Annotated in this window: 13 protein-coding genes; 9 read left to right on the top strand and 4 right to left on the bottom strand. The window is 72.4% G+C overall.

Features of this window, described 5'->3' with window-relative positions; all coding sequences use genetic code 11:
* Window positions 1-67: 67 nt before the first annotated feature.
* Together HET64_RS14455 and HET64_RS14450 are read left to right on the top strand one after the other, a co-directional pair.
* A complete protein-coding gene (locus HET64_RS14455) occupies window positions 68-1,237 on the top strand; it encodes a DUF2786 domain-containing protein (RefSeq protein ID WP_215105528.1) in 1,170 nt (389 codons plus the stop codon).
* Between the two features lie 99 nt (window positions 1,238-1,336).
* A complete protein-coding gene (locus HET64_RS14450) occupies window positions 1,337-3,463 on the top strand; it encodes an FUSC family protein (RefSeq protein ID WP_215105526.1) in 2,127 nt (708 codons plus the stop codon).
* A gap of 36 nt (window positions 3,464-3,499) precedes the next feature.
* Here HET64_RS14450 and HET64_RS14445 read toward each other — a convergent pair whose 3' ends face one another.
* Window positions 3,500-4,018 carry a hypothetical protein gene (locus HET64_RS14445; protein ID WP_215105524.1) on the bottom strand — a complete coding sequence of 173 codons (519 nt, stop codon included), beginning with the start codon at window positions 4,016-4,018 and terminating at the stop codon, window positions 3,500-3,502.
* Between the two features lie 255 nt (window positions 4,019-4,273).
* Between HET64_RS14445 and HET64_RS14440 the strand changes: the two genes are divergently transcribed.
* Window positions 4,274-4,516: a DUF397 domain-containing protein gene (locus tag HET64_RS14440; RefSeq protein ID WP_003968242.1), complete on the top strand. Its 243-nt coding sequence runs from the start codon at window positions 4,274-4,276 to the stop codon at window positions 4,514-4,516.
* A 37-nt stretch (window positions 4,517-4,553) separates the two neighbouring features.
* Here HET64_RS14440 and HET64_RS14435 read toward each other — a convergent pair whose 3' ends face one another.
* On the bottom strand, window positions 4,554-5,060 hold the full coding sequence (locus HET64_RS14435; RefSeq protein WP_215105522.1) for an ATP-binding protein: 507 nt from the start codon (window positions 5,058-5,060) through the stop codon (window positions 4,554-4,556).
* Between the two features lie 354 nt (window positions 5,061-5,414).
* Here HET64_RS14435 and HET64_RS14430 point away from each other — a divergent pair, with 354 nt between their 5' ends.
* On the top strand, window positions 5,415-6,278 hold the full coding sequence (locus tag HET64_RS14430; RefSeq protein ID WP_215105520.1) for a helix-turn-helix transcriptional regulator: 864 nt from the start codon (window positions 5,415-5,417) through the stop codon (window positions 6,276-6,278).
* Window positions 6,279-6,336: 58 nt separating this feature from the next.
* A complete protein-coding gene (locus HET64_RS14425; RefSeq protein ID WP_215105517.1) occupies window positions 6,337-7,794 on the top strand; it encodes an aldehyde dehydrogenase family protein in 1,458 nt (485 codons plus the stop codon).
* On the opposite strand, the gene HET64_RS14420 is transcribed toward HET64_RS14425, so the two are convergent.
* Window positions 7,739-8,815 carry a GlxA family transcriptional regulator gene (locus tag HET64_RS14420; RefSeq protein WP_251145304.1) on the bottom strand — a complete coding sequence of 359 codons (1,077 nt, stop codon included), beginning with the start codon at window positions 8,813-8,815 and terminating at the stop codon, window positions 7,739-7,741. The genes HET64_RS14425 and HET64_RS14420 overlap by 56 nt on opposite strands.
* 64 nt (window positions 8,816-8,879) lie before the next feature.
* On the opposite strand from HET64_RS14420, the gene HET64_RS14415 reads away from it, so the two are divergent.
* The 4 genes from HET64_RS14415 to HET64_RS14400 all read left to right on the top strand — a co-directional run bounded on the left by HET64_RS14415 (window position 8,880) and on the right by HET64_RS14400 (window position 12,732).
* Window positions 8,880-10,202 carry an MFS transporter gene (locus tag HET64_RS14415; RefSeq protein ID WP_215105515.1) on the top strand — a complete coding sequence of 441 codons (1,323 nt, stop codon included), beginning with the start codon at window positions 8,880-8,882 and terminating at the stop codon, window positions 10,200-10,202.
* Window positions 10,203-10,226: 24 nt separating this feature from the next.
* Window positions 10,227-10,868 carry a PadR family transcriptional regulator gene (locus tag HET64_RS14410; protein ID WP_215105513.1) on the top strand — a complete coding sequence of 214 codons (642 nt, stop codon included), beginning with the start codon at window positions 10,227-10,229 and terminating at the stop codon, window positions 10,866-10,868.
* Window positions 10,869-10,945: 77 nt separating this feature from the next.
* Window positions 10,946-11,911 carry an ATP-binding cassette domain-containing protein gene (locus HET64_RS14405; RefSeq protein WP_308370041.1) on the top strand — a complete coding sequence of 322 codons (966 nt, stop codon included), beginning with the start codon at window positions 10,946-10,948 and terminating at the stop codon, window positions 11,909-11,911.
* Window positions 11,908-12,732 carry an ABC transporter permease gene (locus HET64_RS14400; RefSeq protein WP_215105511.1) on the top strand — a complete coding sequence of 275 codons (825 nt, stop codon included), beginning with the start codon at window positions 11,908-11,910 and terminating at the stop codon, window positions 12,730-12,732. The genes HET64_RS14405 and HET64_RS14400 overlap by 4 nt, the downstream gene beginning before the upstream one ends.
* 30 nt (window positions 12,733-12,762) lie before the next feature.
* Here the strand turns inward: HET64_RS14400 and HET64_RS14395 are convergent, their stop codons facing one another.
* Window positions 12,763-14,190 (bottom strand): glutamate decarboxylase, encoded by a 1,428-nt coding sequence (locus tag HET64_RS14395; RefSeq protein ID WP_215105509.1) that lies wholly within the window; start codon window positions 14,188-14,190, stop codon window positions 12,763-12,765.
* Window positions 14,191-14,216 lie beyond the last annotated feature (26 nt).

Raw genomic sequence — 14,216 nt, 5'->3', positions numbered from 1 at the left:
CCGTAAAAGGGGCGTGCGGGGGGGTCCGTAAAAGGGGCGTGCGGGCGGTGCGCCTACCCTTGGCCGGATGGAATCGGTGATCGACCGGGCGTGCGCGGCGGCCCTCTACGTGGCGGGCGACGCCGCCCTCGACACCGGGGCCTCCCTGCTCGCCGCCGCCCCGGAGGCGGACGCGGAGGCGCACCGGCGCGGCGAGGAGTTCGTGCGCCGGGCGTGGGACCGGGGCTGGCACCCGGCCGACCTGGTCCGGTTCGTCCGCCACGAGCTGGACGAGCCGCGGGCGGCGCTGGCCGCGACCCTGATCGCCGCCGAGACCGCCCGGTACGCGGAGCTGCCGCCCCGCTGGCGCCGGCAGCTCGCCGAGCTGCCCGCCCCCGTGCCGCGCAACCGCCCCGACCGGTTCCGTTACGCCGGTGACCTGCTGGAGCTGTACCGGCTGCTGCTGCGGCTGCCCGCCATCGAGCCCGTGGGACCCCCGCCCGGCGCCGCCGCCGACCACCTGCACCGGCCGCCCGCCGCCGACGAGCCCCGCATGCTCACCCGGATCCGGGCGCTGCTGGCGAAGGCGGAGGCGACCGGCTTCCCGGAGGAGGCCGAGGCGCTGACCACCAAGGCGCAGGAGCTGATGGCCCGGCACAGCATCGACGAGGCCCTCCTCGCCGCCCGGACGCACAGCCGCGAGACGCCGGGCGCCTGCCGGATCGGGGTGGAGCCCCCGTACGAGAGCGCCAAGGCGATCCTGCTCGACGCCGTCGCCTCCGCCAACCGCTGCCGGGCCGTGTGGAACGACGATCTCGGCTTCACCACGGTCGTCGGATTCGAGCCGGACCTGGACGCCGTCGAGCTGCTGTTCACCTCGCTGCTGGTGCAGGGGACGGCCGCGATGACCCGGGCGGAGGCCGGGCAGCGCGCCGGGGGACGCAAGCGGACCAAGACCTTCCGGCAGGCGTTCTGGATGGGGTACGCCCAGCGGCTCGGCCGCCGGCTCGCCGACGGCGCCGAGCGGGCGGCGGCGGCGGACGGCGCCGACGCGGCCCCGGCCGGCGAACTGCTGCCGGTGCTGGCCGCCCGGGACGTCGCGGTCACCGACACCGCCGGGCGGATGTTCCCGAGAACCACGACCACCCGGGTGCGCGGCGTCACCGACCTGGACGGCTGGACGCACGGCACCGAGGCGGCCGAGCGGGCCCGCACGGGCGGCCCGCGCCGCGGGCCCGACGGCGAGCTCCTGGCGTAGGCCCGGCCGGCGGGCTCCTGGCGCGGGCCCGACCGGAGATCGACGGCGGCCTCGCGGGGCAAAGTCCGGATTGTCCGCTATTGCGGCTAGGCTCGGCCCATGAGCTGGCTCCGGGCGCTGAAGGAGACCGCCCGCTCGGGGCTGGAGATCGAGCGGCAGAGGCTGGAACCCCTCATCGCCTTCCGCGGTGCGGCCGGCCTCGCCCTCGTCGTCGGGGTCAGCCTCGTGCTGTTCGGGCCGGAGATCGCGGCGAGCTCCGCCTTCGGCGCGTTCCAGGCGGCCATCGCCACCTTCCAGCGCAGCTGGCGGCCCCGCCCCGTCCTCGCCCTCGTCTCCGGGGTGAGCCTCGCCGTCTCGACGTTCGTCGGTTACGTCAGCGGCGCGCACGTCGTGCTCTTCCTCTGCCTCCTCGGCGCCTGGACCTTCCTCGCCGGACTGGCCTGGGCGGCGGGTCCCACGGGCGGCATCATCGCCGCGTCCAACGTCGCGATCATGCTGGTGACGATCACCCTGCCCACCTCGGTCGTGGACGCCGCCGCCCACGCGGGGATGATCGCCGTCGGCGGCTTCGTGCAGGCGGCGCTCATCGTCCTCTTCCCGGTCCGCAGATGGGGCGCCCAGCGCGACGCGCTCGCCGACGCCCTCGCCGCCGAGGCCGACTACGCCCGGCGGCTGCGGCTCGACCCGGTCGCCGCCTTCGACCCGCTGCCCCTGATGACCGCCCGCAGCGCCGCCGCCGTCACCCCGCGGGAGGCCCGCCGACGCCCCGCCGAACTGCACGGGGCGCGGGGGGTCGCCGAGCGGCTGCGCCCGGTGCTCGCCTCGCTCGCGGACCCGGCGATGGGGGTGCCCGGCGACGGTCTTGAGCGGCTCTGGGTGAACGAGCTGCTGGGCGCGGCCGGATCGGTCCTGGACGCCGCCGCGCGGGCCGTCCGGCACGGCGAACCCGTCCATCTCTCCGCCACCGACCTGGGCGTCCTGAAGACCCCCGACAACGACGTGATCCTCGTCGGCCCCGCCCGCCGCGCCGCCGACCGGCTCGCGGCCCTGCTCGACGACGTCCTGGAGATCGCGGAGGGTACGGGGACCGACAGCGGGGTCCCCTCCGACCTCGCCCCGGACACCCGGCACCGGCCCACGCTGCTGAAGCTGGTCCCGGTGGTGCTGGCCTCGATGCGCCGCGAGCTGCACCACGGCTCGCCGGTCATGCGCCACGCCATCCGGGTCGCGGTGGTCGCCGTCTCCGGGTACTTCGTCGGCGAGGCCGTGCCGCTCGGCCACGGCTACTGGGCCCCGATGACCGCCGTCATGGTGATGCGGCCCGAGTTCTCCCAGACGTACGCCCGCGCGGCGGGACGCTTCGGCGGCACCCTGGTCGGCGTCGGGCTCGCCACCGCCGTCGTGCAGACCACCAGTCCCGACGCCCGGCTCTCGGCGCTCCTCGCGGTGATCTGCGCCTGGCTGATGTACCTGCTGATGCGCACCGGCTACGCGGTCGGCCAGGTCTGCGTCGCCGCGTACGTCGTCTTCCTGCTCGGCATGGCCGGCGACGACTGGTCCCAGACCGTCACCGAGCGCATCGTCCTGACGCTCGTCGGCGGACTCCTCGCGATGATCTCGTACGCCGTCTACCCGGCCTGGGAGACCCCGCGGCTGCGCAACCGGCTGGCCGAGTGGCTGGTGGCGGACGGGCGGTACGCGGCCACGGTCGTCGACCGGTACGCGGACCCCGCCTCCCGGGACGCCGCGGACGTCCGGGACGCCCTGATCGCCACCCGGGAGGCGCGTGTGGCGTGGCAGGAGGCGCTGGCGACCGCCCAGCACGAACCCGTACGCCACCGGGGCATCTCCCGGGCCGCCGCGACCGACGCCCAGCACGCGCTGGCCCAGCTGGGCCGGTCCGCGATGGTCCTGGAGGCCCATCTGCCGGCCGGGTCGGCCGACCCGGTGCCCGGCGCCGCCCAGCTGGCCGAGGCGTTGCGCCGGGCCACCGAGAGGGGCGCCAAGGCGGTACGGGAGCGGCGGCTGCCCGACTGGCAGCCGGTGGTGGACGCGGTGGCCCACTGGGACATGCCCACCCCGACGGACGACGGCACGACCCCGGTGGGCGACCCGGTCGTGCGCCGGGGCGCGGCGCTGCTCCTGGACGCGCTGGAGGAGTTCACCCGGGCCCTGGACGAGCGGGGCGGCTCCACTCGGGTCAGCAGCACGCTGGCCGAGGGCTGAGCGATCCCCCGGGCGGGCGTCAGGCCGCGGCGGGCGTCACGGCGCGGGGACCTCGGGCAGGTCCCCCAGGTCGGGGAGCGAGGGCATGCCGCTCGGCAGCTTGCCCGGGTCGGCCTTGGTGAGGGTGTCCTTGACGCCGCCGTCCCAGGAGAGGACCAGCTTCGTGCCGTCGACGGAGTCGATCGCGCCCATCGTGCGGTCGGTGGAGCCGCCGGTGCACTTCAGCGCCAGCATCGGTTCACCGCCCATGTCCTTCACATCGCCCTGGCACACGGACTGATCGGCGACCAGGGCGACCTTGCGGGCGGTGATGGACACGGTGACGTTCTTCGCGTCCGTCAGCCCCACCCAGGTGCCCTCCAGCGCGGTGGCGTCCACGGCGCCGCTCCCGGCGGACTCCCCGGAACCGTTGCCGCCGCCGCTCCCGGGCGTCGCGCTCGCCGCGGAGTCCGCGCCGGAATCCTTGCTCGCCCCGTCGCCGCCGCATGCGGTCAGCGCCAGTGAGGCGGCCAGAGCGGCGACCGCGACGGCGCCGGTGCGTAGAGACCTGGTCACGTGGAGTTCCCCCTTGCTGTTTTCCGGTCGAAAGACCGCGCCACGTTACCAAGGTCTCCAACGATCAACTCCCTTGAACGGGAGCGAAATAAGCGTGCCGTTCGTCTCTCTTCCCGGAGGGCGCGACCGGGGCGGAAAAGGCTGTAATCAAAGGAACACCCGGCGTGCACGTGCATCTGCTCATGCATTGGCATATGAACAGAGCTATGATCCGAGCTAGTTGACACTTGCACCTTGCAACTCGGGGAGCGTCCTGTGCACCACGTGTACAACGGCATGGCGGCCACAGAGCTTCGCGGAGTCGTCTGGCAGAAGAGCAGGCACAGCAACTCCCAGGGATCCTGCGTGGAGTTCGCGCGGCTGCCCGGAGGGAATGTGGCGATGCGGAACTCCCGTCACCCCGACGGGCCCGCCCTCGTCTATACGCCCGCGGAGATAGAGGCGCTGCTGCTCGGCGTCAAGGACGGCGAGTTCGACCACCTCGCCGCCGGCGCCTGACGCGCGGTCCGGCCCGTGACGGGCCGGACCGGGGTACTCACGAACCCGTCTTCGGGTTCTCCTGGAGCCGGAAAAGGGCCCAGACGACCTTGCCGTACAGCGGGCCCGAAGGCAGCTCTCCGAGCTGTACGGGAGAGGGGTGCCAGCCCCAGCTGTCGCTGACGCATTCCACCAGGAACAGTCCGCGGCCGGATTCGGCCGAATCCGCCGCCTCGCCCGCCACCGGGCTCTCCCGGCTGGGATCGCGCACGGCGCACACCAGTCGCGAGGTCCACCGCATCAGATGCAGTCGCACCGGCGGGTCCGTCGATTCCCGGGGCGGATCGCCGGGCAGCGCGTGGCGCAGGGCGTTGGTGACGAGTTCGGACACCACCAGGGCGACATCGTCGAAACGGTCGCCGAGTTCCCATCGCTCCAGCGTCGACCGGGTGAACTTCCGTGCCCCGCCGACCGCTTCGTAGCGTGCGGGCAGAGCACAGGACGCCGATCCGGCAACCCCTGAGGGGTCGGTGGGGGGAAGCCCCTGCCGTAACGGCTCGAGCATCGTCGATCCATTCGTCCCCATACGAGGCACTCCCGGGATTCGCGGCTGTAGCGGCACTGCCTGTAGCGGTACTGCGGGGGGTACAGCGGCACAACACGAGCACGCAGGTGCGCGAGGACCATGGTTCCGAATGCGCAGGGCAGATGCAAGGGCAGATGCACGTGCACGCGCCGGACCTGCCCGATACCGTGGTGGTTCTGGGGCATTTCTTCCCGGGGTCAGTTTCGGAGCTTTCCGGACGTCTTCCCATTTCCGTAATCGAATGAGTACGGGCTGAAGCGTTTTGGTGGCAGAATCCGGCTCTCGGGGTTGGGGGGCTCCGGTGCCAGGTAGGCGATGGGGAGGGTCGGACCAGTGTCGGCAGGCGAGTCGAGTGGATCGGTGGTGCGGCGCATCCTTCTGGGCTCTCAGCTCAGGAGACTGCGGGAGTCGCGCGGAATCACCCGTGAGGCGGCCGGCTACTCGATCCGGGCCTCCGAATCGAAGATCAGCCGCATGGAGTTGGGACGGGTGAGCTTCAAGGCCAGGGACGTCGAGGACCTGCTCACGCTCTACGGCGTCGCGGACGAGGCGGAGCGCGACTCCCTCCTCGGCCTGGCCCGTGAGGCCAACGTGGCCGGTTGGTGGCACAGTTACGGGGACGTGCTGCCCGGCTGGTTCCAGACGTACATCGGCCTGGAGGGTGCCGCCTCCCTCATCCGTATCTATGAAGTGCAGTTCGTGCACGGGCTGTTGCAGACCGAGGCGTATGCCCACGCCGTCGTCTCGCGCGGGATGCGCGGAGCCTCGCCCGCCGAGATCGACCGCCGGGTGGCTTTGCGTCTGGAGCGCCAGAAGGCCCTCGTCTCGGAGCGCGCCCCGACGTTCCACGCCGTTCTCGACGAAGCGGCGCTGCGCCGCCCGTACGGCGAGCGCGACGTCATGCGTGCCCAATTGCGGCATCTGATCGATATGTCGGAGCAGCCGAACATCACGCTCCAGGTCATGCCCTTCAGCCACGGCGGTCATGCCGGCGAGAGCGGATCGTTCACGATGCTGCGATTCCCGGAATCCGACCTGTCGGACATTGTCTATTTGGAGCAGCTGACGAGCGCGCTCTATCTGGACAAGCCCGAGGAAGTCGCGCAGTACGAAAAGGCCATGGCGGGTCTCGCCCAGGACAGCCCCGCACCGGAAGACAGCCGGGATCTTCTGCGCGGTCTACTCCAACTGGCGTAAATTCTCAGTACGATGACGTCGCATCAGGAGTCTGCGAACGCCTGCAGTAAGGGATTGCATGTCCTTCTTCCATGAACTGGCCCACCAGTACATCGACGGCGAGTGGCTGACCGGCAGCGGCTCGTGGGACATCATCGATTTCAATCCCTACAACGGAGAGAAACTCGCCGCCGTCACCGTGGCCACCGCGCTGGAGGTCGACCGGGCCTACCGGGCCGCCGAGCGTGCCCAGCGGGAATGGGCCGCCGTCAATCCCTACGAGCGTCGCGCCGTCCTCGAACGCGCGCTCCGCGTCACCGGTGAACGCGCGGAGGAGATCGTCGAGGCGATCATCGACGAACTGGGCGGCACCCGGCGGCGCGCCCGGTACGAGGTCCGGGGCGCCACCGAGTTCCTGCGCGAGGCGATCCGCCAGGCGCTGCGGCCCACCGGGCGGCTGCTGCCCGCCGTGGGGGACGGCCGGGAGAACCGGCTCTACCGGCTGCCCGTCGGCGTCGTGGGCGTCATCAGCGCCTTCAACTTCCCCTTCCTGGTGACGATGAAGTCCGTCGCCCCCGCACTGGCGCTCGGCAACGCGGTCGTCGTGAAGCCCCATCAGAACGCGCCCGTCGTGGGCGGCGGTCTGGTAGCGAGGATCTTCGAGGACGCCGGGCTGCCGGCCGGGCTGCTCAACGTGGTGATCACCGACAGCGCCGAGATCGGCGACGCGTTCATCGAGCACCCCGTGCCCAAGGTGATCTCGTTCACCGGATCGGACCGGGTCGGCCGGCACATCGCCGCCACCGCGGCGGGCGCCTTCAAGCGGACCATCCTCGAACTGAGCGGGAACAGCGCCCTGGTGGTGCTGGAGGACGCCGACGTCGACTACGCGGTCCGGGCGGCCGTCTTCAGCCGCTTCCTGCACCAGGGGCAGGTCAGCATGGCGGCCAACCGGATCCTGGTGGACCGGTCGGTGGCGGCGGAGTTCACCGAACGGTTCACCGCCGAGGTGGCCGCCCTGAAGACCGGGGACCCGAGGGACCCGGAGACCCGGATCGGACCGGTCATCAACGCCTTCCAGGCCGACGCGCTGGACGCCCTGGTGGACCGGGCGGTCGCGGACGGCGCGACGGCGCTCGTGCGCGGCCGGACCGTCGGCAACGTCGTCTCCCCGACCGTCCTGTCCGGCCTCGCGGAGGACTCCCCGCTGCTTCAGCAGGAGATCCTCGGCCCGGTGGCCCTGCTGATGACGTTCGACGGCGAGGAGGAGGCCGTGCGGATCGTCAACGACAGCCCGTACGGACTCAGCGGCGCGGTGCACACCCGGGACGCGGAGCGCGGGGTGAAGTTCGCGCAGCGGATCGCCAGCGGGATGTTCCACGTCAACGACTCCACCGTGCAGGACGATCCGCTGGTCGCGTTCGGCGGCGAGAAGACGTCCGGGGTGGGACGGCTGAACGGCGAGGCCGTGGTCGAGGCGTTCACCACCCAGCGGTGGATGTCGATCCAGCACGGCCGCTCGGTCTTCCCGTTCTGACGGGGGGCTTCCGCTCTCCTCGGTTCCCCGGCCCCCGGAACGTGGTGCGGTAGGCGCTCGGCGAGACGCCCAGCGCCGCGTGGAAGTGGTGGCGCAGATTGGCCGCCGTGCCGAGCCCGGCGCGCGCGGCCACCTGCTCGACGGGCACGTCCGACTCCTCCAGCAACTCCCGTGCAAGTTCGATACGTTGCCGGGTCAGCCAGTTCATGGGCGTCAGGCCGACCTCGTCCCGGAACCGCCGGGTGAAGTGCCGGACGCTCATCGACTCCCTGGCCGCCAGCTGCCCCAGCGTGATCGGGTCCTGGAGCCGCCGCAGCGCCCACGCGCGGGCGGCCGAGGTCCCGGGAGCCGACCGTTCGGGCACCGGCCGGCGGATGTACTGGACCTGCCCGCCCTCGCGGTGGGGCGGCACGACCGTGCGCCGGGCCACGTCGTTCGCGACGGCGCTTCCGTGATCGCGGCGGATCATGTGCAGGCACAGGTCGATCCCGGAGGCGCAGCCCGCCGAGGTCAGCACCCTCTCCCCGTCGGTGTAGAGCACGTCGGGGTCCAGCTCGACCCGGGGGAAGAGCCGGGCGAACAGCTCCGTGTACCGCCAGTGGGTCGTCGCCCGGTGCCCGTCGAGCAGCCCCGCCGAGGCCAGTACGAACGCCCCCGTGCAGATCGAGGCGAGCCGGACGCCGGGGCGGATCAGCGCGAAGGCCTCCGCCAGCGGGGCCGGGAGCGCCGGGGTCTCCTGGACGTAGTCCTCGTACGAGGACAGGACGATCACGGTGTCGGCCTCGGCCAGGGCGTCGGGGCCGTGCGGGACGGCCACGGTGAAGTCGCCGTCCGTGCGCACGTCCCCGGGCGAGAGGGAGCAGGTGGCGACCTCGTACAGCGGCTCGCCGTCCGCCGAGGCTCCCTGCCTTGCCTGGCCGAAGAGCTGGTGCACGATGCCCAGCTCGATGGGGAGCAGGACCTCGCGGGCGAGCACGGCGACGCGGTGCCGCCCGGGGTGGGAGAAGACCGTCATGGCCATATCCTTGCGCACCTGGTCCATCTGGACACTCGTGGGGGCGCGCCCCGCTCGCGACGCTGGGTCCATGGCCCCTTCGACCTCGGCATCCCCGTACCCACCGTCCGCCCGCCGGCCCTCCCGGATCCACCGCGCCTGGCTGATGGCCGCCGTCGCGGGCGCGGCCATCGTCACGGCCGGGGCGTTCACCACCGTGCCGGGCCTGCTGGTGACGCCCCTGCACGAGGAGTACGCCTGGGGGCGCGGGCAGATCGCGCTCGCCGCCTCGGTGAACATGGTGCTGTTCGGCCTCACCGCCCCGTTCGCGGCGGCGCTGATGGACCGGATCGGGGCCCGCCGCGTCGTCATGGGCGCGCTGCTGCTGGTCGCGGCGGGGGCGCTGCTCACCGGCGTCATGACGCGGCCGTGGCAGCTGGTCGCGTACTGGGGCGTGCTGATCGGCCTCGGCAGCGGCTGCCTGACCATGACGTTCGCCGCCGGGATCACCGCCCGCTGGTTCGACCGGCGGCGCGGTCTGGTGACCGGTGCGCTCAGCTCCTCCAGCCACCTGGGCCAGCTGCTCTTCCTGCCCCTGCTGGCCTGGTCCGTCGGCCGTTTCGGCTGGCGTCCGCCGGTGGTGACGCTGGCGCTCGTGGCCCTGGCGGTCGCCGCCCTGGTGTTCCTGCTGCTGCGCGACCACCCGGCGGACGTAGGCGTAAAGCCCTACGGGGCAGGGGAGTTCGTCCCCCGGCCACCCCCGGTCCCCGGGACGGCCGGGCGGGCGCTGAGGGTGCTGCTGCGTGCGGCGCGCACCGGTCCGTTCTGGCTGCTCGCCGGGGTGTTCACCCTCTGCGGGGCGTCGACCAACGGCATCATGTGGTCCAACTGGGCGCCCGCCGCGCATGATCACGGCATGCGGGCCACGGCGGCGGCCTCGCTGCTGTCCCTCGTCGGAGTCTTCTCCGCCCTCGGCGCGCTGCTGGCCGGCTGGCTGACCGACCGGTTCGACCCGCGCCGGCTGCTGACCGTCTGCTTCGCCGTCCGCGCGCTCACCCTGCTCGCCCTGCCCCTGGTGTTCACCTCCGCGGTCACGGCCCCGATGCTCCTGTTCGTGGCGGTCTACGGACTCGTCGACGTCGCGACCGTGCCGCCCGTCATCGAGCTCGCCCGCCGCGTGTACGGGGACGACGGCTCCGTCGTCTTCGGCTGGACGAACGCCGCCCACCAGCTGGGGGCGGGCGCCTCGGCGTTCCTCGGGGCCACCGCGCGGGACGTCTTCGGCACGTACGACGTGGTGTGGGCCGCGCTGGCGGCCGGCTGCCTCGTCGCCGCGCTGCTGGCCCCGGCCGTACGCGTGAGGGCACACCGACCGGCCGGACGCAAGCGGGCGGGCTACCCTAGTCAAAGTTGAATAGGAAGATGGGTGTTGGGTGTCATGTCCGCGATCCGACTGCTGGTCCTCGGCGCCGTGCGCATGCACGGCCGCGCACACGGCTACCAGGTCCGCAACGACCTGGAGTACTGGGGCGCGCACGAGTGGTCGAACGCCAAGCCCGGGTCGATCTACCACGCCCTGAAGCAGATGGCCAAGCAGGGACTGCTCCTCGCGCACGAGACGGCCCCCTCCACGGTGGGCGGCCCGCCGCGCACCGAGTACGAGGTCACGGACGAGGGTCTGGCGGAGTACCGCACGCTGCTGCGCGACGCCATCCGCGCCTACGACCAGAACACGGACGTCCTCTCGGCCGCGATCGGGTTCATCGTCGACCTGCCCCGCGAGGAGGCGGTCGGGCTGCTCAAGGAGCGGATCGAGGCCATCGAGGGGTGGCGGGGGTCGGTCACCGAGTACTACACGCCCGAGGACGGCCCCGAATCCCTCGGCCACATCGGCGAGATCATGAATCTCTGGGTGCACTCGGCCGACTCCGGCGCGGAGTGGACCCGGGGGCTGATCGCCCGCATCGAGGGCGGCGCGTACACCTTCGCGGGCGAGGGCGACCCGTTCGTCGGGGTACTCGCCGACGGTGAGGAGAACCCCTACGCCACCGGTGTTCCCGACCCGGGGGACCACGACTAATCAAGTTTGACGAATGAGGGATCCGGGTTTACCTTCGACCTCCTAGTCAAGTTTGACTACAGGAGGGTGCGGGAAACGTGACCGAAGCGATCGTCATGGACGGCGTGCACAAGCGGTACGGGGAGAAGCGCGCCCTGGACGGACTGGACCTGGCCGTCGGCACCGGCACCGTGCACGGAGTGCTCGGCCCCAACGGGGCGGGCAAGACCACCGCCGTACGGATCATGTCGACGCTGCTGCGCCACGACGCGGGCCGGGTGACCGTGGCCGGCCTCGACGTCCGCGAGCGGGCGGGCGAGGTGCGGCGCAGGATCGGGCTGCTCGGCCAGCACGCGGCGGTGGACGAGCAGCTCGGCGGGCGGCAGAACCTGGAGATGTTCGGGCGGCTGTACCACCTGGGCGCACGCCGGGCGGGCAGCCGGGCGGACGAACTGCTGGAGCGGTTCGGCCTCGCGGACACCGGGCGCAAGGCCGTCAAGCAGTACAGCGGCGGCATGCGCAGACGCCTCGACCTGGCCGCGTCGCTGATCACCGACCCGGACGTGCTGTTCCTGGACGAGCCGACGACCGGCCTCGACCCGCGCGGCCGGACCGAGGTGTGGGACGCGGTGCGGTCCCTGGTCGGCGGCGGCACCACGGTGCTGCTGACCACGCAGTATCTGGAGGAGGCGGACCAGCTGGCCGACCGGATCTCCCTCATCGACGACGGCCGGGCGGTCGCCGAGGGCACCCCCGACGAGCTGAAGGCCCTCGTCGGCGGCGACCGCATCGACGTCGTCCTGCGCGACGCGTCCCGGCTGGTGGAGGCGGGCGCCCTGCTCGGCGGCGCGGACCTGGTGCTGGACGCCGACCGGCGGCGGATCGGCGCGCCCGCCCCGGACCGGATGGCGGCCCTGGCGCGGACGGTGCGGGTGCTGGTGGAGGCGGGCATCGAGGCGGAGGACATCGCGGTGCGCCGCCCCACCCTGGACGAGGTGTTCCTGACGCTGACCGGACAGGCCGCCGGCGAACGGCGTACGGAGAAGACGGAGGTGGCGGCATGAGCGCGACGACGACGGCGCCCGGACCGGGCGGGGCGCCCGCCCGCTTCGGCTGGGCACTGGCCGACTCCTGGACGATGACCCGCCGCGAACTGGCGCACTGGGCCCGGCAGCCCGTCGCGGTCCTGGTCAACCTGGTCTTCCCGGTGATGCTGCTGCTGATGTTCACCTATCTGGTCGGCGGCGGCCGGGGCGTGGACGGCGACCCCACGGAGTTCCTGGTCCCCGGGATGCTCGCGCTGACCATGGCCTTCGGCCTGGAGAGCACGATGCTCGCGGTCACCCAGGACCTCGGCAAGGGCGTCATCGACCGCTTCCGCTCGATGCCGATGGTCCCCGGCGCCGTCCTGGTCGGCCGCAGCGCCGCGGACATGCTCCAGTCGACGGCCGGGCTCGCGGTGATGACCGGGGTCGGGTACGCGGTCGGCTGGCGCTGGCACCACGGGGTCGCCGCCGCGCTGGGGGCGTTCGGGCTGCTGCTCCTGCTGCGGTTCGCGATGCTCTGGGTCGGCATCCTGCTGGCCATGGTGGCGGGGCGGCCGGAGATGGTCGCGGCGGTCCAGATCCTGGTCTGGCCGGTCGGCTTCCTCTCCAACGTCTTCGCCACCCCCGATTCGATGCCGGGCTGGCTGGGCGCGGTGGTCGAGTGGAACCCGATGTCCGCCACGGCCACCGCCGTACGGGAGCTGTTCGGCAATCCGGGCGGTGCGACCGGCTCCTGGGCGGCCGAGCACGCCGGGCTCCTCGCGGTGCTCTGGCCGGTGGCCATCATCGCGGTGTTCTTCCCGCTGGCCGTGGGCAAGTTCGCGCGCCTCAGCCGCTAGCCGCGCTCCGGGTGGCCCCGGGAGCGGCGCTCAGTGGTGGAAGGCTGTCGGGGCCGCCCGGTCATGGCTCAACGGGTGCTTCTGGGACCGCAGTTCGGGAAGCAGCTGCTTCAGGTCCTCGATCAGCAGCTCGGCCAGGTCCGAGGAGAACCCGTTGCGGCACACCACGCGCAGCACGGAGAGGTCCTGCCGGTTGGCGGGGAAGGTGTACGCGGGCACCAGCCAGCCGTGCTCCCGCAGCCGGCGGGACACGTCGAACACGTCGTACGCGTGGACGTCCGCGTTCGTCGTGAAGGCGAACACCGGCAGCTCGTCGCCCCGGGTGAGCAGCCGGAAGTCACCCAGCTCCGCCACCGCGCGGGCCAGCGCGCACGCCACGTCCCGGGAGGCCTGCTGGACCGCGCGGTAGCCCTCGTGTCCGAGGCGCAGGAACGTGTAGTACTGCGCGACCACCTGCGCCCCGGGCCGGGAGAAGTTCAGTGCGAACGTCGGCATGTCGCCGCCCAGGTAGTTGACCCGGAAGACCAGCTCCTCGGGCAGCGCGTCCGCCGTCCGCCACAGTGCCCAGCCGACCCCCGGGTAGACGAGGCCGTACTTGTGGCCCGAGGTGTTGATCGACGCCACCCTCGGCAGCCGGAAGTCCCAGACCAGGTCCGGGTCGAGGAACGGCGCCACCATCGCGCCGGACGCCCCGTCCACATGGACCGGGACGTCGAGGCCGGTCCGCTCCTGGAGGGCGTCCAGGGCCGCGCACAGCTCGGCGATCGGCTCGTAGGACCCGTCGAAGGTGGAGCCGAGGATGCCGACGACCCCGATGGTGTTCTCGTCGCACAGCTCGGCGGCGGCCGCCGGGTCGAGATGGAACCGCTCGCCCTCCATCGGGACGAGCCGGGCCTCCACCTCCCAGAAATCGCAGAACTTCTCCCAGCAGACCTGCACGTTGACGCCCATCACCAGATTGGGCCGGGCCGTCGCCGGATAGCGGTCCGCGTTCCGCTTCGCCCAGCGCCGCTTCAGCGCGAGCCCCGCGAGCATGCACGCCTCGCTCGACCCGGTGGTCGAACACCCCACGGTCGCCCTCGGATCGGGCGCGTTCCACAGGTCGGCGAGCATCGCCACACAGCGCCGCTCCAACTCGGCGGTGCGCGGGTACTCGTCCTTGTCGATCATGTTCTTGTCCCGGCACTCACCCATCAGGACATCGGCCTGCGGCTCCATCCACGTGGTGACGAACGTGGCCAGGTTGAGCCGGGAGTTGCCGTCGAGCATCAGCTCGTCGTGGACCAGCCGGTACGCCGTCAGCGGCGGCAACGGCCCGTCGGGCAGCCGGTGCCGGGGCGGCGCGGTGTTCATCGCGGCCGTCGGGTCGGCCTCGCCGAAGAACGGGTTCAGGGCGAGCCTGCGCCGCTCCTCCGAGGGTTCGTCCTGTTCCGGGTGGGCACCGCGGTGGAGCGGCATGGTGGAGGCCCTTCTCTCGGCCGACG

This window comes from Streptomyces sp. McG3 (assembly GCF_018619185.1).
Taxonomy (GTDB): Bacteria; Actinomycetota; Actinomycetes; order Streptomycetales; family Streptomycetaceae; genus Streptomyces.
This window is presented reverse-complemented; position numbering and strand designations above follow the sequence as displayed.